This is a genomic window from Streptomyces sp. NPDC016677 (assembly GCF_055562815.1).
The window spans coordinates 117,637-136,743 of the sequence record NZ_JBVHEO010000016.1 but is presented as its reverse complement, the minus strand read 5'-3'; the positions used below and the strand labels follow the sequence as shown (position 1 = coordinate 136,743).

The 19,107-nt window shown below is 71.6% G+C and carries 18 protein-coding genes; 9 read left to right on the top strand and 9 right to left on the bottom strand.

The window, feature by feature from the left end:
• Positions 1-85: 85 nt before the first annotated feature.
• Complete coding sequence (locus ACZ3IG_RS30510; RefSeq protein WP_467436083.1) at positions 86-2,392, bottom strand: transglycosylase domain-containing protein; 2,307 nt, start codon at positions 2,390-2,392, stop codon at positions 86-88.
• A 470-nt stretch (positions 2,393-2,862) separates the two neighbouring features.
• Between ACZ3IG_RS30510 and wblA the strand changes: the two genes are divergently transcribed.
• Positions 2,863-3,201, top strand: coding sequence for a transcriptional regulator WblA (wblA, locus tag ACZ3IG_RS30505; RefSeq protein ID WP_215167322.1), 339 nt, complete (start codon positions 2,863-2,865; stop codon positions 3,199-3,201).
• Between the two features lie 17 nt (positions 3,202-3,218).
• Here wblA and bagB read toward each other — a convergent pair whose 3' ends face one another.
• On the bottom strand, positions 3,219-4,619 hold the full coding sequence (gene bagB, locus ACZ3IG_RS30500; RefSeq protein WP_467436082.1) for an ATPase BagB: 1,401 nt from the start codon (positions 4,617-4,619) through the stop codon (positions 3,219-3,221).
• Positions 4,620-4,638: 19 nt separating this feature from the next.
• A complete protein-coding gene (gene bagA, locus ACZ3IG_RS30495; RefSeq protein WP_467436081.1) occupies positions 4,639-5,616 on the bottom strand; it encodes an ATPase BagA in 978 nt (325 codons plus the stop codon).
• Between the two features lie 71 nt (positions 5,617-5,687).
• On the opposite strand from bagA, the gene ACZ3IG_RS30490 reads away from it, so the two are divergent.
• From ACZ3IG_RS30490 to ACZ3IG_RS30470, 5 genes are all read left to right on the top strand, one after another.
• Positions 5,688-5,849 (top strand): DUF4177 domain-containing protein, encoded by a 162-nt coding sequence (locus ACZ3IG_RS30490; protein ID WP_003975360.1) that lies wholly within the window; start codon positions 5,688-5,690, stop codon positions 5,847-5,849.
• A complete protein-coding gene (locus tag ACZ3IG_RS30485; protein ID WP_467436080.1) occupies positions 5,846-6,316 on the top strand; it encodes a RidA family protein in 471 nt (156 codons plus the stop codon). The genes ACZ3IG_RS30490 and ACZ3IG_RS30485 overlap by 4 nt, the downstream gene beginning before the upstream one ends.
• A gap of 183 nt (positions 6,317-6,499) precedes the next feature.
• The gene (locus tag ACZ3IG_RS30480; protein WP_467436078.1) at positions 6,500-7,492 is read left to right on the top strand and encodes an alpha/beta hydrolase; all 993 of its coding nucleotides are present in this window, start codon (positions 6,500-6,502) and stop codon (positions 7,490-7,492) included.
• A 53-nt stretch (positions 7,493-7,545) separates the two neighbouring features.
• Entirely contained in the window at positions 7,546-8,493 is a 948-nt protein-coding gene (locus ACZ3IG_RS30475; RefSeq protein WP_467436077.1) for an NUDIX hydrolase, read from the top strand.
• Entirely contained in the window at positions 8,490-9,335 is an 846-nt protein-coding gene (locus ACZ3IG_RS30470) for an MBL fold metallo-hydrolase (protein WP_467436076.1), read from the top strand. The genes ACZ3IG_RS30475 and ACZ3IG_RS30470 overlap by 4 nt, the downstream gene beginning before the upstream one ends.
• Positions 9,336-9,340: 5 nt before the next feature.
• Here ACZ3IG_RS30470 and ACZ3IG_RS30465 read toward each other — a convergent pair whose 3' ends face one another.
• Entirely contained in the window at positions 9,341-10,015 is a 675-nt protein-coding gene (locus ACZ3IG_RS30465) for a Crp/Fnr family transcriptional regulator (RefSeq protein ID WP_189421912.1), read from the bottom strand.
• Positions 10,016-10,366: 351 nt separating this feature from the next.
• Here ACZ3IG_RS30465 and nth point away from each other — a divergent pair, with 351 nt between their 5' ends.
• From nth to ACZ3IG_RS30450, 3 genes are all read left to right on the top strand, one after another.
• On the top strand, positions 10,367-11,422 hold the full coding sequence (gene nth, locus ACZ3IG_RS30460; protein WP_467436074.1) for an endonuclease III: 1,056 nt from the start codon (positions 10,367-10,369) through the stop codon (positions 11,420-11,422).
• A gap of 76 nt (positions 11,423-11,498) precedes the next feature.
• Positions 11,499-12,188, top strand: coding sequence for an NUDIX hydrolase (locus ACZ3IG_RS30455; protein ID WP_467436073.1), 690 nt, complete (start codon positions 11,499-11,501; stop codon positions 12,186-12,188).
• A 103-nt stretch (positions 12,189-12,291) separates the two neighbouring features.
• Positions 12,292-13,494 (top strand): MarP family serine protease, encoded by a 1,203-nt coding sequence (locus ACZ3IG_RS30450; protein WP_467436072.1) that lies wholly within the window; start codon positions 12,292-12,294, stop codon positions 13,492-13,494.
• A gap of 36 nt (positions 13,495-13,530) precedes the next feature.
• Here ACZ3IG_RS30450 and ACZ3IG_RS30445 read toward each other — a convergent pair whose 3' ends face one another.
• From ACZ3IG_RS30445 to acs, 5 genes are all read right to left on the bottom strand, one after another.
• Positions 13,531-13,713, bottom strand: coding sequence for a hypothetical protein (locus tag ACZ3IG_RS30445; protein ID WP_215167312.1), 183 nt, complete (start codon positions 13,711-13,713; stop codon positions 13,531-13,533).
• Between the two features lie 85 nt (positions 13,714-13,798).
• Positions 13,799-14,746 (bottom strand): alpha/beta fold hydrolase, encoded by a 948-nt coding sequence (locus tag ACZ3IG_RS30440; protein ID WP_467436070.1) that lies wholly within the window; start codon positions 14,744-14,746, stop codon positions 13,799-13,801.
• Complete coding sequence (locus ACZ3IG_RS30435; protein WP_467436069.1) at positions 14,743-15,231, bottom strand: phage holin family protein; 489 nt, start codon at positions 15,229-15,231, stop codon at positions 14,743-14,745. Before ACZ3IG_RS30435 ends, ACZ3IG_RS30440 begins: the two co-directional genes overlap by 4 nt.
• Before the next feature lie 84 nt (positions 15,232-15,315).
• Positions 15,316-16,809, bottom strand: a complete 1,494-nt coding sequence (nhaA, locus tag ACZ3IG_RS30430; RefSeq protein WP_467436068.1) for a Na+/H+ antiporter NhaA — start codon at positions 16,807-16,809, stop codon at positions 15,316-15,318.
• A gap of 88 nt (positions 16,810-16,897) precedes the next feature.
• Positions 16,898-18,853, bottom strand: coding sequence for an acetate--CoA ligase (gene acs, locus ACZ3IG_RS30425; RefSeq protein WP_467436066.1), 1,956 nt, complete (start codon positions 18,851-18,853; stop codon positions 16,898-16,900).
• Positions 18,854-19,107 lie beyond the last annotated feature (254 nt).

Sequence of the window (19,107 nt, the reverse complement as noted above, 5' to 3'; positions counted from 1 at the left end):
CAGACGTCCAGGGCAGACACGCGACGGCCCCTTCACCTCCCGGTTCCCGGAGGGTGAAGGGGCCGTCGTCGGTCCGGTGGGTGCCTCAGCCGCGTCCGCCGCCGTTGCCCTGGCCCCGGAAGATGTCGCCCCAGTTGCCGCCGTTGCCCAGGTCGCCGATGAGGTTCACGTCGCCGTCGTCGCCCGTGCCGCCGTCGCCGGTGCCGCCGTCCGCCGTGGCGCCGTCATCGGGGCCGCCGTTGCCGTTGCCGTTTCCGTCGTCGGCCTCGTCGTCGCCGTTGCCACCGTCGTCGTCGTTGTCGCCCCGGCCCTTGTCGGCGGAGTCGGGGATGTCGACGTAGGAGAAGTCGGTCGAGGGCTTGCCCTCCAGGGCGCCGGTCATCATGTCGCGCCAGATCGGGCCGGGGACCTCGCCACCGAACACCTTGTCGTGCGGGACGCCGCCGATCGTGATGTCGACCATCTGCCGCTCGTGCGCCGGGTCGCCGACCCAGACGGCGCCCGCCATGTTCGGCGTGTAGCCGACGAACCAGGCCGCGTAACGGAAGTCCGTCGTACCGGTCTTACCGGCGCTGGGACGGCTGCCGAGGCCGGCCTCCGTACCCGTACCGTCCTCCACCACGCCGCGCAGCAGCGTGTTCATGGTGTCGGCGGTCGTCTCCGACATGGCGCGGGAGCAGGTCGACTTCGGGACCTCCAGCGACTTGTTCTGCTGACCGACGCGCTGGGTGATCGACTCGATGGCGACGGGCGTGCAGTACATGCCGCGCGAGGCGAAGGTCGCGTACGCGTTCGCCATGGTCAGCGGGGACATCTCCTGGGTGCCCAGGGCGATGGACGGGGCCTGCTGCATCGTGCCGCCGTCGGCCCGCTCGACGCCCATCTTCTGCGCCATCTCGGTCACCGGGCAGATGCCGATGTCGCTGATCAGCTGTACGTAGTAGGTGTTGACCGACTTCGCGGTCGCTTCCTTCATCGAGTACGGGCCGACCTCGGTCTCGTTCTCGTTCTCCAGCTTCGCCGGGTTGGCCGGGTCGTTCTGCCAGGTCTTGCCCTCACAGGCCGCGATCGGGCTCGGGTACTCCATCTCGTACGGCGAGGAGTACGACTTCGTCGCCGGGGTGCCGCCCTCGATCGCCGCCGCCGCCACGATCGGCTTGAACGTCGAACCGGGCTGGTAGCCGATGCCGCCGCCCATGGCCTGGTCCACGGAGAGGTTCATCTGCGTCTCGTTCTTGCCGAAGCCGTACGGACGCGACTGGCCCATCGCGAGGATCTTGCCGGTGCCGGGCTCGACGATGGTGGCGGCGGTCGCCACCTCGTCGTCCTTGTAGACGTGCTCCTTGATCGACGCCTGTGCCGACTTCTGGGCGCTCGGGTCGAGGGTGGTCCGGATGGTCAGACCGCCCTGGTTCCAGATCTTGGCCCGGGCCTCCTTGGTCTTGCCGAAGACCGGGTCGCTCAGGAAGACCTCGCGCACGTAGTCGCAGAAGAAGCCCGCGCCGTCCACGGCCGTGATGCAGCCGTTCTTCGGCGTGCTGACCTTCAGGCCGAGGGGTGCCTCCTGCGCCTCGGCGGCCTCCGCCTCGGAGATGTCACCGACCTCGGCCATCCGGGCGAGCACCACGTTGCGCCGCTTGGTGGCCTCCGCCTCGTCGTTGACCGGGTCGTACCGGCTGGGCGACTGGACGATGCCGGCCAGCAGGGCGGACTCGGGGAGGGTGAGGTCCTTGGCGTGCTTGGAGAAGTAGCGCTGGGAGGCGGCCTCGACGCCGTACGCCTGCTGGCCGAAGAAGGTGATGTTCAGGTAGTTCTCGAGGATCTTCTTCTTGCCCAGCTCCTCCTCGACCTGGATCGCGTACTTCAGCTCGCGGATCTTGCGGCCGATGGTCTGCTGGGTGGCCTGGGCGACCTTGGTCGGGTCGTCGCCGGCCTCCTCGACGAAGACGTTCTTCACGTACTGCTGGGTGAGGGTGGAGGCGCCCTCGGAGACGCCGCCGCTGCGGGCGTTCTTGTTGACCGCGCGCAGCACGCCCTTCAGGTCGATCGCCCCGTGCTGGTAGAAGCGCGAGTCCTCGATCGCGACGATCGCCTTCTGCAGGTAGGGCGAGATGTTCTTCAGGCTCACCACCGTGCGGTCACGTGAGTAGACCGTCGCGATGGTGCCGCCCTCGGAGTCGAGGATGGTGGTGCGCTGACTCAGCGGAGGAGTCTTCATGTTGGCCGGTAGCTCGTCGAAACTCTCGACCGAGCCCTTCGCGGCGAGCCCCAGCGCACCCACGGCGGGCAGCGCGATGCCCGCCAGGACGGCTCCCGCGAGCACACTGACACCGAGGAACTTGGCGGCCTGCTGCGCAGGTGACAGACCACCGCCCGAGCGCTTCTTTGCCATGGAGGCAGCCTACGTTCTCATTCGCCGGACACACGTATATGCCTTGGCCTAAGCTGCTCTCAACTGTCACAGCAGTACGGCCATGTATCAATACGCCTGCCGGCGCCGGATCGTTCCACCCCCACTCGACTTTTTCCGGCGAGGGCGCGATGGCGGGGCTGTCGGAGCGTTGCGGGGCGTACGGGCGTGTGCCGGAGCGGGTGCGGCGCGTGTCCGAATTGGCCTTGTGTGGTGAATGGTGTCCGTTGTGGCGCAGGGGAAACGACCTCGATGCCGCATTCGCCCTGAATGTCGCCACCTCACTCCCCCGGGTGATCTGCCGCTTACCCATAGTCCGTTCGGGCCATTCAAGATTGGGCCCGCTGGGGGTGTTGCGCTGTGCCCACCTTCCGTAACGTCCTCAACTGGCGGCGGTGAATATGCCGCTGCCGCCGTGGGGGAGCCTCGATTCGGGAGAGGACGGCGCCGGTATGGGCTGGGTAACCGACTGGAGTGCGCAGGCCGCCTGCCGCACTACCGATCCGGATGAACTGTTCGTTCAGGGAGCAGCGCAGAACAGGGCCAAGGCGGTGTGCACCGGATGCCCGGTGCGGACCGAGTGCCTGGCCGACGCGCTGGACAACCGCGTCGAGTTCGGCGTGTGGGGAGGCATGACGGAGCGGGAGCGCCGCGCACTGCTGCGCAGGCGGCCCACCGTCACCTCCTGGCGCCGGCTCCTGGAGACGGCGCGTACGGAGTACGAGCGAGGAGCCGGCATCGTGCCCCTCGACGACGACGAGATCTACGAGAACTACGCGGCCGTGGGCTGAGGCACGCGCCGCGGCCCTCACACCCGCGCGTCGGGCAGCTCGGGCCGGTCCGCCGCGAGACGGTCGCCGATGTCCCGCAGTCCCGCGAGGTCGTGGACGTCACCGGGGAGCGCGGCCACTTCGGTCACCGCCACCTCGGGGTGGAGCGCGGTGAAGCGGTCACGCGTGCGCTGCTCCCGGGAGAGCAGCTGCATACGGTCGGCGTGCAGCCTGAGCAGGCCCGCGGCGAGCTGGTCGACGGAGCGTTCCGGGCCGGTCCCGGTGCCGTCCGCGTCGGTCCGGGTGCCGTCAGGGTCCGTCTCGGCGTCCGTCTCGGTGTCCTCGGCGTACTCCGCGTCCTCGATTTCCAGGGGGGAGCCGGAACTGCCGTCTGTGTCGGGAGAGTTACGAACCTCAGCTTTCCCTCCGTGCTGATCCACAATGCCGGCGTCCTCAAGATTTTCCGCGGCGGCGAGCGCCCGTTCGGCGGACAGCCGGTCGGCTCCGCTGCCGTGCACCCGGTTGAGGACCAGACCGGCGAGCGGCATGTCCTCGGCCGCCAGCCGCTGGACGAAGTACGCGGCCTCGCGCAGCGCGTCCCGCTCCGGGGCCGCGACCACCAGGAACGCCGTGCCGGGCGCCTGGAGCAGCTTGTACGTGGCGTCCGCGCGGGTGCGGAAGCCGCCGAACATCGAGTCCATCGCCGCCACGAACGTCTGCACGTCCTTCAGGAACTGTCCGCCGAGCACCTTCCCCAGGACGCCCGTCATCATCGACATCCCGACGTTCAGGAACTTCATGCCGGCCCGGCCGCCCACCTTCGCCGGGGCCAGCAGGACGCGGATCAGCTTGCCGTCCAGGAAGGAACCCAGGCGCTTGGGGGCGTCCAGGAAGTCCAGGGCGGAGCGGGACGGCGGGGTGTCGACGACGATCAGGTCCCACTCGTCCCGCGAGCGCAGCTGCCCCAGCTTCTCCATCGCCATGTACTCCTGCGTGCCCGCGAAGCCCGCCGAGAGCGACTGGTAGAAGGGGTTCGACAGGATCGCCCGCGCCCGCTCGGCGTCCGCGTGCGCCTCGACGATCTCGTCGAACGTGCGCTTCATGTCGAGCATCATCGCGTGCAGCTCGCCGCCGGCCGAGTCGTCGATGCCCTTCACCCGGCGCGGCACGTTGTCCAGCGAGTCGATGCCCATCGACTGGGCGAGCCGGCGGGCCGGGTCGATGGTCAGCACGACCACCTTGCGGCCCCGCTCGGCCGCCCTGAGGCCCAGCGCCGCCGCCGTCGTCGTCTTGCCGACGCCGCCCGAACCGCAGCACACCACGATCCGGGTCGCCGGGTCCTCCAGCAGCGGATCGATCTCCAGCGCGCGCGTGGGGGACAGCCGCCGCGCGCCCTCCTGCGCGGGGGCACGGTCAGGTTCCGGCCGGCTCGGGCTCATACGATCCCCTGCTTCCGCCTCATGCGATCCCCTGCTTCCGCAGCTCGGTGGCGAGTTCGTACAGGCCCGCCAGGTCCATGCCCTCGACGAGCAGAGGCAGTTCGTGCGACGGCAGGTCCAGCGCGCCGAGGACGGCCCGCTGCTCCTGCTCCAGCTCGTACCGCGCGGCGTACTGCCCGGCCTGGTCGAGCAGCGGGTCCACCAGCCGCTCGGCGTGCCCGCCCCGCCGCGCCCCGCCGAGCCCGGCGGCCGACAGCGCCTGGGCGAGGGAGGAACGCGGGAGGGCCCGTACGCGTTCCAGGTCCTCGGCGTCCAGCACCTCGGGCCGCACCATGTTGACGATGACCCGGCCCACCGGCAGCCGAGCGGCGCGCAGCTCGGCGATGCCGTCGGCGGTCTCCTGGACCGGCATCTCCTCCAGCAGCGTCACCAGGTGCACGGCCGTCTCGCGGGACTTCAGGACGCGCATCACGGCCTGCGCCTGATTGTGTATCGGGCCGATCTTCGCCAGCCCCGCGACCTCGTCGTTGACGTTGAGGAAGCGGGTGATGCGGCCGGTCGGGGGCGCGTCCATGACGACGTAGTCGTACACGAACCGTCCGGCGCGGTCCTTCCTGCGGACCGCCTCGCACGCCTTGCCGGTCAGCAGGACGTCCCGGACCCCGGGCGCGATGGTGGTCGCGAAGTCGATGGCGCCGAGCTTCTTCAGGGCCCGGCCGGCGCCGCCCAGTTTGTAGAACATCTGGAGGTAGTCCAGAAGGGCCAGTTCGGGGTCGATGGCGAGGGCGTACACCTCCCCGCCCCCGGGAGCGACGGCGATCTTCCGCTCCTCATAAGGCAGCGCTTCGGTCTCGAAGAGCTGCGCGATGCCCTGCCGGCCCTCGACCTCGACGAGGAGCGTCCGCTTCCCCTCCGTGGCCAGGGCCAGCGCTAGGGCGGCGGCCACCGTGGTCTTGCCGGTTCCGCCCTTGCCGCTGACGACCTGGAGCCTGCTCACGTATTCGAGCGTAACCAGTCCGGGCCCGGCCTACGCGGAGGGCTGTGGACAACAGCGGATACAGTCGGCCCATGACCAAGTGGGAATACGCGACCGTACCGCTGCTCGTCCACGCCACGAAGCAGATCCTGGACACCTGGGGCGAGGACGGCTGGGAGCTCGTCCAGGTCGTTCCCGGGCCGAACAACCCCGAGCAGCTGGTGGCCTACCTGAAGCGGGAGAAGCAGGCGTGAGCGCCGTCGAGGCGAAACTCGCGGAGCTGGGCATCACGCTGCCGGAGGTCGTGCCGCCGCTGGCCGCCTACCAGCCGGCCGTGCGGTCCGGGGCGTACGTCTTCACCTCCGGTCAGCTGCCGATGGTGGACGGGGCGCTGCCGGTGACCGGCAAGGTGGGCGGTGAGGTCACGCCCGAGGAGGCCAAGGAGCTGGCGCGCACCTGCGCGCTGAACGCCCTGGCCGCCGTGAAGTCCGTCGCCGGTGATCTCGACCGCGTCGCGCGCGTGGTGAAGGTCGTCGGCTTCGTCGCCTCCGCCCCCGACTTCACCGGACAGCCCGCCGTGCTCAACGGCGCCAGCGAGCTGCTCGGCGAGGTCTTCGGCGACAAGGGCGTGCACGCGCGCAGCGCGGTCGGCGTGGCGGTGCTGCCGCTGGACGCGCCCGTGGAGGTCGAGATCCAGGTGGAGCTGGCCGAGGGGGCGTAGTGCCGCGTGGGGGCAGTACCGGGGGGCGTAGTACCGGGCAGGCGTAGGGCAGGCGTAGTACCGCGCGGGCTGTTGCCAGGTCGGCAACAAACCTGGTCGGGCCCGTGGCCGGCGTTCCAGGATCGCTGCCGGGAGGCCGATCCAGGGCTCCTGAAAGCGATCTCCGCACGTCCGGGAGGACCCATGCCCGAGCAGTCCCCGACCGCCCCCGTCCACCGCCTCGTACCCGGCCCGGCCGGCCGTGTCCACCTGGTCGAGCAGGGCACCGGCCCGCTGGTCCTCCTGGTGCACGGTTTCCCGGAGTCCTGGTACTCATGGCGCCGCCAGCTGCCCGCCCTGGCCGCCGCCGGTTTCCGCGCCGTCGCGCTCGACGTGCGCGGCTACGGGCGTTCCTCCCGGCCCGCCGATCCTGCGGCGTACCGGATGCTCGACCTGGTGGCCGACAACGTCGCCGTGGTCGAGGCGCTGGGGGAGCGGGAAGCGGTGGTCGTCGGCCACGACTGGGGCGCGAACATCGCCGCGGCCTCGGCGCTGCTGCGGCCCGACGTCTTCCGCGCGGTCGGCCTGCTCAGCGTCCCGTACACGCCGCCGGGCGGGCCCCGGCCCAGCGAGGTGTTCGCCTCGATGGGCGGCCCGGAGGCCGAGCAGGAGTTCTACGTCTCGTACTTCCAGGAGCCCGGCCGCGCCGAGGCGGAGATCGAGCCCGACGTACGCGGCTGGCTGGCCGGTTTCTACGCCGCCCTGTCCGGCGACACCATGCCCGCGCCCGGCGCCCCCGACCCGCACTTCGTCGCCCGGGGCGGCACCCTGCGCGACCGCTTCCCGGCCGGGCGGCGGCCCGCCTGGCTCACCGAGGCGGACCTCGACGTCTACGCCGGGGAGTTCGAGCGGACCGGTCTCACCGGCGCCCTGAACCGGTACCGGAACATGGACCGCGACTGGGCCGACCTCGCCGGACACCACGGCGCCCCCGTCGAGCAGCCCGCCCTGTTCCTCGGCGGCGCCCTGGACGCCTCCACCACCTGGCTGTCCGACGCCATCGCCGCCTACCCCGAAACCCTGCCCGGCCTCACCGCCTCGCACCTCCTGGACGGCTGCGGCCACTGGCTCCAGCAGGAACGCCCCGAGGACACCAACCGGCTGCTGACCGACTGGCTGGCCGCGCTGCCCGCCTGACCGGCGCCACCGGCCACTCGAAACAACCGCCGGTCACCGGATAGCCTCCGGCCATGGCGAAGGGTCAGGCGGACGGTCGGACGAGCGCTCGGGCGGACGGTCCGGCGAGCGCTCAGGTGAACGGCCAGTGGTACCCACCGGAGTGGCCGGAGCGCATCCGCGCGCTCGCGGCCGGCGCTCTCACCCCGGTGCCGCCCAGACGCGCGGCCACGGTGATGCTCCTGAGGGACCCCGGCCCCGCCGTTCACATGCTGCGCCGGCGCACCTCCATGGCCTTCGCCGGCGGCGCGTACGCCTATCCGGGCGGCGGCGTCGACCCGCGCGACCACGACCGCGCCGTCGGCTGGGCGGGCCCCACGCGCGCGTGGTGGGCAAAACGGCTCGGCGTGGCCGAGGCCGACGCCCAGGCGATCGTCTGCGCCGCCGTACGGGAGACGTACGAGGAGGCGGGCGTCCTGCTCGCCGGGCCGGACGCCGGGACCGTCGTCGGGGACACCACCGGAGACGACTGGGAGGCCGACCGGGCCGCGCTGGTGGCCCGGGAGCTGTCCTTCGCCCAGTTCCTGGACCGCCGGGGCCTGGTGCTCCGGTCCGACCTGCTGGGCGCCTGGGCGCGCTGGATCACCCCGGAGTTCGAGGCCCGGCGCTACGACACGTGGTTCTTCGTGGCCGCCCTCCCCGAGGGGCAGCGCACCCGCAACGCCTCCACGGAGGCCGACCGCACGGTGTGGATCACGCCGGGCGAGGCCGCCGCCGGGTACGACCGGGGCGAGTTGCTGATGATGCCGCCGACCATCGCGACGCTGCGGACGCTCACCGAGTACGGCACGGCGGCCGGGGCGCTGGCGGCGTCCGCCGGACGCGATCTGACACCCGTACTGGCCCGGGCCCGGCTGGCGGACGGCGAGATCGTGCTGTCGTGGCCGGGGCACGAGGAGTTCACCAAGCACGTCCCGACGACCGCCGGGACGAGTACCGAGACCGGGGGAGCCCCCGCATGACGGACGCCACCGCCCTGCCCGGACAGCCGCGCGGCCAGGTGCTGACCGGACCCGCCACCGCACGGGCCGTCAACGTCCTGGCGCCCAACGCGTCGCCGATGACCCTGGACGGGACCAACACCTGGATCCTCGCCGAGCCCGGCTCCGGCCTGGCCGTCGTGGTCGACCCGGGCCCGCTGGACGAGGGCCACCTGCGGCACGTCGTCGACACCGCCGAGCGGGCCGGCCGGCGGGTCGCCCTGACGCTGCTGACGCACGGTCACCCGGACCACGCCGAGGGCGCCGCCCGCTTCGCCGAGCTGACCGGTACGAAGGTGCGGGCGCTGGACCCGGCGCTGCGGCTGGGCGAGGAGGGGCTGGGGGCCGGGGACGTGGTCACGGTCGGCGGCCTGGAGCTGAGGGTCGTACCGACGCCGGGGCACACCGCCGACTCGCTCAGCTTCCACCTGCCCGCCGACCGGGCGGTGCTGACGGGCGACACGGTGCTGGGACGCGGTACGACCGTCGTCGCCCACCCCGACGGCCGCCTCGGCGACTACCTGGACTCCCTGCGGCGGCTCAGGTCGCTCACGGTCGACGACGGCGTGCACACGGTGCTGCCGGGGCACGGTCCCGTCCTGGAGGACGCCCAGGGGGCCGTGGAGTACTACCTGGCCCACCGCGCCAACCGTCTCGCGCAGGTCGAGACGGCGGTCGAGGACGGCTGCCGGACGCCCGCCCAGGTCGTCGCCCAGGTCTACGCGGACGTGGACCGCTCCCTGTGGCCGGCGGCGGAGCTGTCGGTACGGGCACAGCTGGAGTACCTGGAGGAGCACGGGCTCATCCAGCCGCCCCCGCTCTGAGAACCTCAGCGGGAGCGCTTCGCCAGCCGCTCCACGTCCAGCAGGATCACCGCGCGGGCCTCCAGACGGAGCCAGCCGCGCTGGGCGAAGTCGGCGAGGGCCTTGTTGACCGTCTCGCGGGAGGCGCCGACCAGCTGGGCCAGCTCCTCCTGCGTCAGGTCGTGCACCACGTGGATGCCTTCCTCGGACTGCACGCCGAACCGGCGGGACAGGTCGAGCAGGGCGCGCGCGACGCGGCCAGGGACGTCCGAGAAGACCAGGTCCGACATGGCGTCGTTGGTCTTGCGCAGCCGACGGGCGACGGCGCGCAGCAGGGCGGTGGCCACCTCCGGGCGGACGTTCAGCCAGGGCTGGAGGTCGCCGTGGCCGAGGCCCAGCAGCTTGACCTCGGTCAGCGCGGTGGCGGTCGCGGTGCGCGGGCCCGGGTCGAACAGCGACAGCTCGCCGATCAGCTCGCCGGGGCCGACCACGGCCAGCATGTTCTCGCGGCCATCGGGGGACGTGCGGTGAAGCTTGACCTTGCCCTCGGTGACCACGTACAGGCGGTCGCCGGGATCCCCCTCGTGGAACAGCGAGTCACCGCGAGCGAGGGTCACCTCACTCATGGAGGCGCGCAGCTCGGCGGCCTGCTCGTCGTCGAGCGCCGCGAAGAGCGGGTTGCGCCGCAGAACGTCGTCCACGAGTTCTCTCCTATTCGACCTGCTCAGGGGAGTTTGCTCCCCGGTGGTTCCAGGGGACCGTGGTGCCCATTGTGCGGGACGGTCCAAACAGTGTGATCTGTCACAAGGATGCCGCACAGGTGTCCCGGGGTACGCGGCAGGGGTCCAATTGGACGCCGGTCTTCAGGGTCCGGGGCGGATGTCAGTGCCGGGCCGTAGGGTGATCGGGTGTCCAAATCGCCGGTGAGAACGCGGGCCGAGGAGGCCGGGCAGGTGGTTGTACGTCGAAATTCCGCTGTGGGCGAACAAGGCTCCGATGGCGGTAGTGAAACGGCGAAGGCGTCGAAACGGCCGGCGGAGACGGAGGCGGCGGTGACGGGTACGGCGAAGAAGGCGGCGACGGCCACGGGCAAGAAGGCGGAGTCCGGTACGGCGAAGAAGGCACCGGCGGGTACGGCCAAGAAGGCACCGGCGGGTACCGCGAAGAAGGCACCGGCGGGTACGGCGAAGAAGGCACCGGCGGGTACCGCGAAGAAGGCCGCCGTCAGTACGAAGAAGCCCGTCGCCAAGAAGCCCGTCGTCGCGCCCAAGAAGGCCACCGCCGCCGTCAAGGGCGTCGCCCCGGCGAAGAGCGTCCCCGCCGGCTCCCCGCGCGAGGAGTCCCGTACCGCGCTGGTCCGCCGCGCCCGCCGTATCGACCGCGAGCTGGCGGAGGTCTACCCGTACGCCCACCCCGAGCTGGACTTCGAGAACCCCTTCCAGCTGCTGGTGGCCACGGTGCTGTCCGCCCAGACCACCGACCTGCGGGTCAACCAGACGACCCCGGCCCTGTTCGCCAAGTACCCCACCCCCGAGGACCTGGCCGCCGCCGACCCGGCGGAGGTCGAGGAGATCCTGCGCCCGACCGGCTTCTTCCGGGCCAAGACCAGGTCGGTCATCGGACTGTCCAAGGCCCTGACGGAGGACTTCGGCGGCGAGGTCCCCGGCCGCCTCGAAGACCTGGTCAAGCTGCCCGGCGTCGGCCGCAAGACCGCCTTCGTCGTCCTGGGCAACGCCTACGGCCGCCCCGGCATCACCGTCGACACCCACTTCCAGCGCCTGGTGCGCCGCTGGCAGTGGACCGCCGAGACCGACCCGGACAAGATCGAGGCGGCGGTCGGCGGACTGTTCCCCATGAGCGACTGGACCGACCTGTCGCACCACGTCATCTGGCACGGCCGCCGGATCTGCCACGCCCGCAAGCCCGCCTGCGGCGCCTGCCCCATCGCCCCGCTCTGCCCCGCGTACGGCGAGGGCGAGACCGACCCGGAGAAGGCGCGGAAGCTGCTCAAGTACGAGAAGGGCGGCTTCCCGGGGCAGCGGCTGAACCCGCCGCGGGCGTACCTGGACGCGGGCGGCAAACCGGCGCCGCCGCTGGGACGTCCTTGATGACGCATGCCGGGGGCCGAACCGCGGAACGATCTCGGGGAGGCCGGGCGTTGGACACGACAGAACGGGGGTGGCGATGACGCGTGCGAGCGACATGCGGGAGGTCGCGCTCGACCGGTCGGGCCTGCCCGGCTGGCTGGAGCCGATGGTGCGGGCCGTGGACACGGTGCGGCCCACCGAGCTGAGCCGTTTCCTGCCCCCGGAGGACGGCGGCGGACGGCAGTCGGCCGTGCTGGTCCTCTTCGGCGAGGGCGAGCGCGGCCCCGAGCTGCTGCTGATGGAACGGGCCGGCTCGCTGCGCTCGCACGCCGGGCAGCCCGCCTTCCCGGGCGGCGCGCTCGACCCCGAGGACGGCGACCCGCAGGGCGACGGCCCGCTGCGCGCCGCGCTGCGCGAGGCCGAGGAGGAGACCGGGCTCGACCCGTCCGGCGTACGCCTGTTCGGAGTGCTGCCCAAGCTCTACATCCCCGTCAGCCAGTTCGTGGTCACGCCCGTACTGGCCTGGTGGCGCGAGCCCAGCCCGGTCGGCGTGGTCGACCCCGGCGAGACCGCCCGGGTCTTCACGGTCCCCGTGGCGGATCTCACGGACCCCGCCAACCGGGCCACCACCGTCCACCCCAGCGGCCACCGGGGCCCGGCGTTCCTGGTCGAATCGGCCCTGGTGTGGGGCTTCACCGCCGGCATCATCGACCGGTTGCTGCACTTCGCGGGCTGGGAGCGGCCCTGGGACCGCACCCGGCAGGTCCCGCTGGACCGGCGCGCATGACGCGCATGACAGGGTGGGCGCCGTGCCGTGCCCAGCGGGGGAACACGTCCCGGGGCCCCGGCCGGTCCGAAGCGAGCGGAATGACGAGGCGAGGCTAGAAGCGGTGAACGTGCTGGACATCCTGTTGCTGGTCGCCGCCGTCTGGTTCGCGATCGTCGGCTACCGCCAGGGCTTCGTCGTGGGCATCCTGTCGGTGATCGGTTTCCTCGGCGGCGGACTCGTCGCCGTCTACCTCCTGCCCGTCGTCTGGGACGCGATGACCGGCAACGCGGACGTGAACACGACCGCCGCCGTCGTCGCGGTCGTCATCGTCATCGTCTGCGCCTCCGTCGGCCAGGCCCTGACCACCCACCTCGGCAGCAAGCTGCGCCGGCACATCACCTGGTCACCCGCGCGCGCCCTGGACGCCACCGGCGGCGCCCTCGTCAACGTCATCGCCATGCTGCTGGTCGCCTGGCTGATCGGCTCGGCCATCGCCGGGACCACGCTGCCGACGCTCGGCAAGGCGGTCCGCGACTCCCGGGTGCTGAACGGGGTGGCCGTCGCGCTGCCCACCGATCAGACCGACCGCTGGTTCCGGGACTTCTCCTCCATCCTCGCGCAGAACGGCTTCCCGCAGGTCTTCAGCCCGTTCTCCAACGAGCCGATCGCCAAAGTCCCCGCGCCCGACCCGGCCCTCGCCAAGAGCGCCGTCGCCGTGCGCGCGCAGCGCTCCATCGTCAAGGTGATGGGCACCGCGACCGGTTGCGGCAAGGTCCTGGAAGGCACCGGCTTCGTCTACGGCGAGCGCCGCGTGATGACCAACGCCCACGTGGTGGGCGGCGTCGACGAGCCCACCGTCCAGATAGGCGGCGAGGGCCGCACGTACGACGCGACGGTCGTCCTCTACGACTGGCAGCGCGACATCGCCGTACTGGACGTACCGGACCTGCGGGCGCCGGCGCTGCGGTTCGCCGAGGAGGACGCGGACATCAACGACGGCGCGATCGTGGCCGGCTTCCCGGAGAACGGCTCGTACGACGTCCGGGCGGCCCGGCTGCGCGGGCGCATCACGGCCAGCGGCCCGGACATCTACCACCGCGGCACCGTCAGCCGGGACGTCTACTCGCTCTACGCGACCGTCCGCCAGGGCAACTCGGGCGGACCGCTGCTCACCACCGACGGCGAGGTCTACGGCGTGGTGTTCGCCAAGTCCCTCGACGACCCGCAGACCGGTTACGCGCTGACCGCCGACGAGATCCAGGACGACATCGTCAAGGGGCGGACCGCCAGCCAGCAGGTGGACAGCGACAGCTGCGCGCTGTGAGTGAGGGCGGGGACCCGGCCCCGGTGCGCCCTCGGCTCAGCCGCGCGGGTGACGCAGGCGTACGGAGACCCAGCGGGCTCGGCGGCGCAGGATGCGCGGAATGCCCACCCGCAGATCGGTGCCCGCGAGTTGCGGGGTGCCGCCTTGCTGGTGGGGGCTCAAACCGCTCGGGGAGCGGCGAGTGCGTGCTGCGTCACTGTAGTCGTGCGTCCAGCCCATACCCCGACGTCTGCCCCCGCCCCAAGGTCGATAACCGCTCCAGGGGCCCCCAATTGGCCTATGCGCCGGGCATGTGGCCCCTGGGTCACCGATCGGGTTCCGGGTCCTTCAGCCAATTGATCAGTTCGGTGGAGAAAGCGACCGGGTCTTCCTCGTGCGGGAAGTGGCCGAGCCCGTCGAACAGCCGCCAGCGGTAGGGGGCTTCGACGTACTCCCCGGAACCGGCCGCGCTGCGGGTGCGCGTGACCGGGTCGAGTGAGCCGTGCAGATGCAGCGTCGGCACCCGCACCGGCCGCTTCATCCGCCGGTTGAACTGGATGCCGTCGGGCCGGGCGAGGGAACGCACCATCCAGCGGTACGGCTCGATCGAGCAGTGCGCCGTGGACGGGATGCACATGGCGCGGCGGTAGACCTCGACGGCGTCGTCCTCGGGCGGCCGGGGGCCGGACCACTCGCGGATCAGCCTGCCGACCAGGGCGCCGTCGTCAGCGGTGAGCTGCCGCTCCGGGATCCAGGGCCGCTGGAACCCCCAGATGTAGGAGTTGGCGCGGGTCTGCCGGGCGTCCCTCAGCATGGCCGAGCGCCAGCGGCGCGGGTGCGGCATCGAGGCCACCGCCAGCCGCCGGACCAGCTTGGGGCGCATCGCGGCGGCCGTCCACGCCAGATAGCCGCCGAGGTCGTGGCCGACCAGCGCGGCGTCCGGCTCGCCGAGCGAGCGGATCACGCCGGTGATGTCCAGCGCGAGGCCGGCCGGGTCGTAGCCGCGCGGGGTGCGGTCACTGCCGCCGACGCCGCGCAGGTCCATCGCGACCGCGCGGAAGCCCTCGTCGGCGAGCGCGACGAGCTGGTGCCGCCAGGTCCACCAGAACTGCGGGAAGCCGTGCAGCAGCAGCACCAGCGGTCCGTCACCCAGTTCGGCGATGTGGAAGCGGGCGCCGTTGGCGGCGACGTCACGGTGGAGCACCTCCCGTCCGGGGAGGTCGAGCAGCACGGGTGAAGCGGGTTGCGCCGGAGGTGTGGCGGGATCCGTCATGAGGACGAGCGTGCCACAGCCTCGACGGCGGCGGGGGAGCGGTCCTGGGCCGGTTCCGGACGCGGGTGCGGCTTGGCGTTCTGGAGCACGCCCGCCGACTGCTTCACGGAGGCGGCGACCTTCTGCGGGCCCTTGCCCTTCTTGGCCTTCTTCGCGAAGACGACGCCGATCAGCGCGAGGACGACGGCGACCAGGACATTGGCCGCGAAGGAGAGCAGGAAGCAGATCGCCAGGTTCCAGTGGCTCCAGGTGCGGATGCCGTACGCCAGCGCGAAGTTCAGCATGGGGAGCGAGAACACCAGCAGGACGCCCGCCAGCGAGAACGCGCCGCCGCTGGTGACCCCGCGCTTGACGTCCTGCCTCAGCTGCGCCTTGGCCAGCGCGATCTCGTCGTGCACGAGCGCCGACAATTCGGTGGTCGCCGAGGCGAACAGCTGGCCGATGCTGCTTTCGGTACCGACCGGGCTGCCGTCGGGTGCGCTCATCGCGGTCTCCCTCTTCTGTTTCGCCGCGGACCGGTCTGCGAACTGATCCGCGTACGGTTCTGTCTTTTGTACCGTCTCGTCAGATCATGCCGGACGGTCGCCCTCCTCGCCTGCCCCGCCCGGCACGTCGGCAAGCCGCGCGGACTCCCGCTCCCGGGTGATGTCCTGGGCGATCCGGCGGTGTTCGGCGGCCTTCCGCTCGTGGAGGGCGGCCATCCGCAGGTGGTACGCCGGGTCGTCCTGCTCGTAGACGTCCGGTACGCCGCTCTGGTCCTCGTCGCGCTCCTCGGCCTCGTACAGGGCGCGGTACTTGGCGTTCCGTATCCGCAGCAGCACCGTGGCCAGCAGCGCCGCGATGACGGAGCCGGTCAGTACGGCGGCCTTGACCTCGTCGGTCAGGGCCGCGTCGCCCTCGAAGGCCAGCTCGCCGATGAGCAGCGAGACGGTGAAGCCGATGCCGGCCAGCGTCGCCACCGCGAACACGTCCGCCCACGCCAGGTCGTCGCTGAGCGAGGCCCGGGTGAAGCGGGCGGTCAGCCAGGTGCCGCCGAAGATGCCGAATGTCTTGCCGACGACGAGCCCGAGGACCACGCCGAGCGTCTCCGGCCGGGTGAACACGTCGGCGAGCGCCCCGCCGGAGACCGAGACACCCGCGCTGAACAGCGCGAACACCGGCACCGCCAGCCCGGCCGAGAGGGGACGTACGAGGTGCTCGATCCGCTCGCCGGGGGAGTGCTCCTCGTCCTCCCTGCGGTGGCAGCGCAGCATCAGGCCCATCGCGACGCCGGCGATCGTGGCGTGGATGCCGCTGTTGTACATCAGCGCCCAGATGACGAGGCCGAGCGGGACGTACACGTACCAGCCGCGTACGCCCTTGCGCAGCAGCAGCCAGTAGACGGCGAGGCCGACGACCGCGCCGCCGAGCGCGGCGAAGTCCAGGTTCTCGGTGAAGAAGACCGCGATGATCAGGATGGCGAACAGGTCGTCGACGACGGCGAGGGTGAGCAGGAAGGCCCGCAGGGCGCTGGGCAGTGAGGTGCCGATGACGGCGAGCACGGCCAGCGCGAAGGCGATGTCGGTGGCCGTGGGCACGGCCCAGCCGGCCAGGGAGCCGCCGCCGGCCGTGTTGGTGAGGGTGTAGACGAGCGCGGGGGCGGCCATGCCGCACAGCGCCGCCACCACCGGCAGCGCGGCGGCCTTGGGGTCCTTGAGGTCCCCGGCGACCAGTTCGCGTTTGAGTTCGATGCCGGCGACGAAGAAGAAGACGGCCAGCAGTCCGTCGGCGGCCCAGTGCGCGACGGACAGGTCGAGGCCGAGGGCGGCGGGGCCGAGGTGGAAGTGGCTGACGCTCTCATAGCTGTGGCCCAGCGCCGGTACGTTCGCCCAGACCAGCGCGGTCACCGCGGCGACCAGCAGCAGGACGCCGCCGACGGTCTCGGTGCGCAGCGCGTCCGCGAGGTAGGTCCGCTCCGGGAAGGAGAGACGGTCGAGGAGCTTGCGGGGCGTGGACACGGTGGAGACCCTTCCGGTGGGTGGGCAGCACGAATCATGTGCCGACCAGACTTCCCGGCGCCCCATGAGGTTCTGTGTTCGGTTGTTGACCTTCCTCTTACCTTAACCGCGGAGGGCGCCCGGCGCGCCGGGCGCCCTCCGTGACCTGCTTCTGTCAGTCCTCGCTCGGTGCCGCGGGCAGCCGGGACTGGATCAGGTCCATCACCGTCGAGTCGGTGAGCGTGGTCACGTCACCGAGCTGCCGGTTCTCCGCCACGTCCCGCAGCAGCCGGCGCATGATCTTGCCGGAGCGGGTCTTGGGCAGCTCGGCCACCGGCAGGATGCGCTTGGGCTTGGCGATCGGGCCGAGCGTGGCGCCGACGTGGTCCCGGAGCTGTCCGGCCAGTTCCTCCGTCTCCGCCGCCGTGCCGCGCAGGATGACGAAGGCGACGATGGCCTGTCCGGTGGTCTCGTCGGCGGCGCCGACCACGGCCGCCTCGGCGACCGAGGGGTGGGAGACCAGCGCGGACTCGACCTCGGTGGTGGAGATGTTGTGCCCGGAGACCAGCATCACGTCGTCGACCCGGCCGAGCAGCCAGATGTCGCCGTCGTCGTCCTTCTTGGCGCCGTCCCCGGCGAAGTACTTGCCCTCGAACCGGGACCAGTACGTGTCGATGAACCGCTGGTCGTCGCCCCAGATGGTGCGCAGCATCGACGGCCACGGCTCGGTGAGGACCAGGTAGCCGCCCCCGCCGTCCGGTACCTCGTTGGCTTCGTCGTCGACGACGGTGGCGGAGATGCCGGGCAGCGCGCGCTGGGCGGAGCCCGGCTTGGCCTCGGTGACGCCCGGCAGCGGGGAGATCATCATGGCGCCGGTCTCGGTCTGCCACCAGGTGTCGACGACGGGCGTGGTGTCCGCGCCGATGTTCTTGCGGTACCAGACCCACGCCTCGGGGTTGATCGGCTCGCCGACCGAGCCGAGGACGCGCAGCGAGGACAGGTCGAACTTGGCGGGGATGTCGTCGCCCCACTTCATGAACGTCCGGATCGCGGTGGGCGCGGTGTAGAGGATCGTGACGCCGTACTTCTGCACGATCTCCCAGAAGCGGCCCTGGTGCGGGGTGTCGGGCGTGCCCTCGTACATGACCTGCGTGGCGCCGTTGGCGAGCGGCCCGTAGACGATGTACGAGTGTCCGGTGACCCAGCCGACGTCGGCGGTGCACCAGTAGACGTCGGTCTCCGGCTTGAGGTCGAAGACCGCCCAGTGGGTGTACGCCGTCTGGGTCAGATAACCGCCGGAGGTGTGCAGGATGCCCTTCGGCTTGCCCGTCGTACCGGACGTGTACAGGATGAACAGCGGGTGCTCGGCGTCGAACGCCTCCGGCGTGTGCTCGGCGGACTGCCGGTCGACGGTCTCGTGCCACCACTTGTCGCGGGAGTCGTTCCAGGCGACGTCCTGGCCGGTGCGGCGGACGACGAGGACGTGCTCGACGTTCCCGGCGCGCTCGACGGCGTCGTCGACGGCGGGCTTGAGCGCGGAGGGCTTGCCGCGCCGGTAGCCGCCGTCGGAGGTGATGACCACGCGCGCGTCGGCGTCCTGGATGCGGGTGGCGAGGGCGTCCGCGGAGAAGCCGCCGAAGACCACCGAGTGGGCGGCGCCGATACGGGCGCAGGCCAGCATCGCGATGGCCGTCTCGGGGATCATCGGCATGTAGACGGCGACCCGGTCGCCCTTGCGCACGCCCAGCTCCAGCAGGGCGTTGGCGGCCTTGGAGACCTCGTCCTTCAGCTCGGCGTAGGTGATCGCGCGGCTGTCGCCGGGCTCGCCCTCGAAGTGGATGGCGACGCGGTCCCCGTGCCCGGCCTCGACGTGCCGGTCCACGCAGTTGTACGCGACGTTCAGCTCGCCGTCCTGGAACCACTTGGCGAACGGCGGGTTCGACCAGTCCAGTGTCTCGGTCGGCTCCTTCGCCCAGCTCAGCCTGCGGGCCTGCGCGGCCCAGAAGCCGAGCCTGTCAGCCTTGGCCTGTTCGTACGCCTCGGCCGTGACGTTGGCGTGGGCGGCCAGGTCGGCGGGCGGCGCGAACCTGCGCTCTTCACGGAGCAGGTTGGCCAAGGATTCATTGCTCACGACATCTCCCTTTCCCAGGGTTGTCCGCGGGTTGTCCGCTGTGTCCCAGGCCACAGCTCATCAGACCGTGCGGTCCGCTGACAAGGGCCGTTGACGGACAACTGGTGTAGACCTGTTGGCGGAGCGGGGCTCGCTCCGGCGGTCCGGCGTCACCGGGGCACCGGGGCCATCCCTACCCACGGACGCCGGACGGCCGGAGTTCAGCCCTGCCCCGCTTTTCACAGGTCACACCCGGCGGGCGGACGCGCCGGAGC

What these genes read in the sequence shown, in the direction of transcription:
- ACZ3IG_RS30440 (WP_467436070.1), bottom strand. Translation starts at nt 14,746, where the DNA reads ATGACGGATCCCGCCACACCTCCGGCGCAACCCGCTTCACCCGTGCTG.
- ACZ3IG_RS30470 (WP_467436076.1), top strand. Translation starts at nt 8,490, where the DNA reads ATGACGGACGCCACCGCCCTGCCCGGACAGCCGCGCGGCCAGGTGCTG.
- ACZ3IG_RS30455 (WP_467436073.1), top strand. Translation starts at nt 11,499, where the DNA reads ATGACGCGTGCGAGCGACATGCGGGAGGTCGCGCTCGACCGGTCGGGC.
- wblA (WP_215167322.1), top strand. Translation starts at nt 2,863, where the DNA reads ATGGGCTGGGTAACCGACTGGAGTGCGCAGGCCGCCTGCCGCACTACC.
- ACZ3IG_RS30475 (WP_467436077.1), top strand. Translation starts at nt 7,546, where the DNA reads ATGGCGAAGGGTCAGGCGGACGGTCGGACGAGCGCTCGGGCGGACGGT.
- ACZ3IG_RS30510 (WP_467436083.1), bottom strand. Translation starts at nt 2,392, where the DNA reads ATGGCAAAGAAGCGCTCGGGCGGTGGTCTGTCACCTGCGCAGCAGGCC.
- ACZ3IG_RS30480 (WP_467436078.1), top strand. Translation starts at nt 6,500, where the DNA reads ATGCCCGAGCAGTCCCCGACCGCCCCCGTCCACCGCCTCGTACCCGGC.
- ACZ3IG_RS30445 (WP_215167312.1), bottom strand. Translation starts at nt 13,713, where the DNA reads ATGGGCTGGACGCACGACTACAGTGACGCAGCACGCACTCGCCGCTCC.
- ACZ3IG_RS30435 (WP_467436069.1), bottom strand. Translation starts at nt 15,231, where the DNA reads ATGAGCGCACCCGACGGCAGCCCGGTCGGTACCGAAAGCAGCATCGGC.
- nhaA (WP_467436068.1), bottom strand. Translation starts at nt 16,809, where the DNA reads ATGGGGCGCCGGGAAGTCTGGTCGGCACATGATTCGTGCTGCCCACCC.
- bagB (WP_467436082.1), bottom strand. Translation starts at nt 4,619, where the DNA reads ATGAGCCCGAGCCGGCCGGAACCTGACCGTGCCCCCGCGCAGGAGGGC.
- ACZ3IG_RS30490 (WP_003975360.1), top strand. Translation starts at nt 5,688, where the DNA reads ATGACCAAGTGGGAATACGCGACCGTACCGCTGCTCGTCCACGCCACG.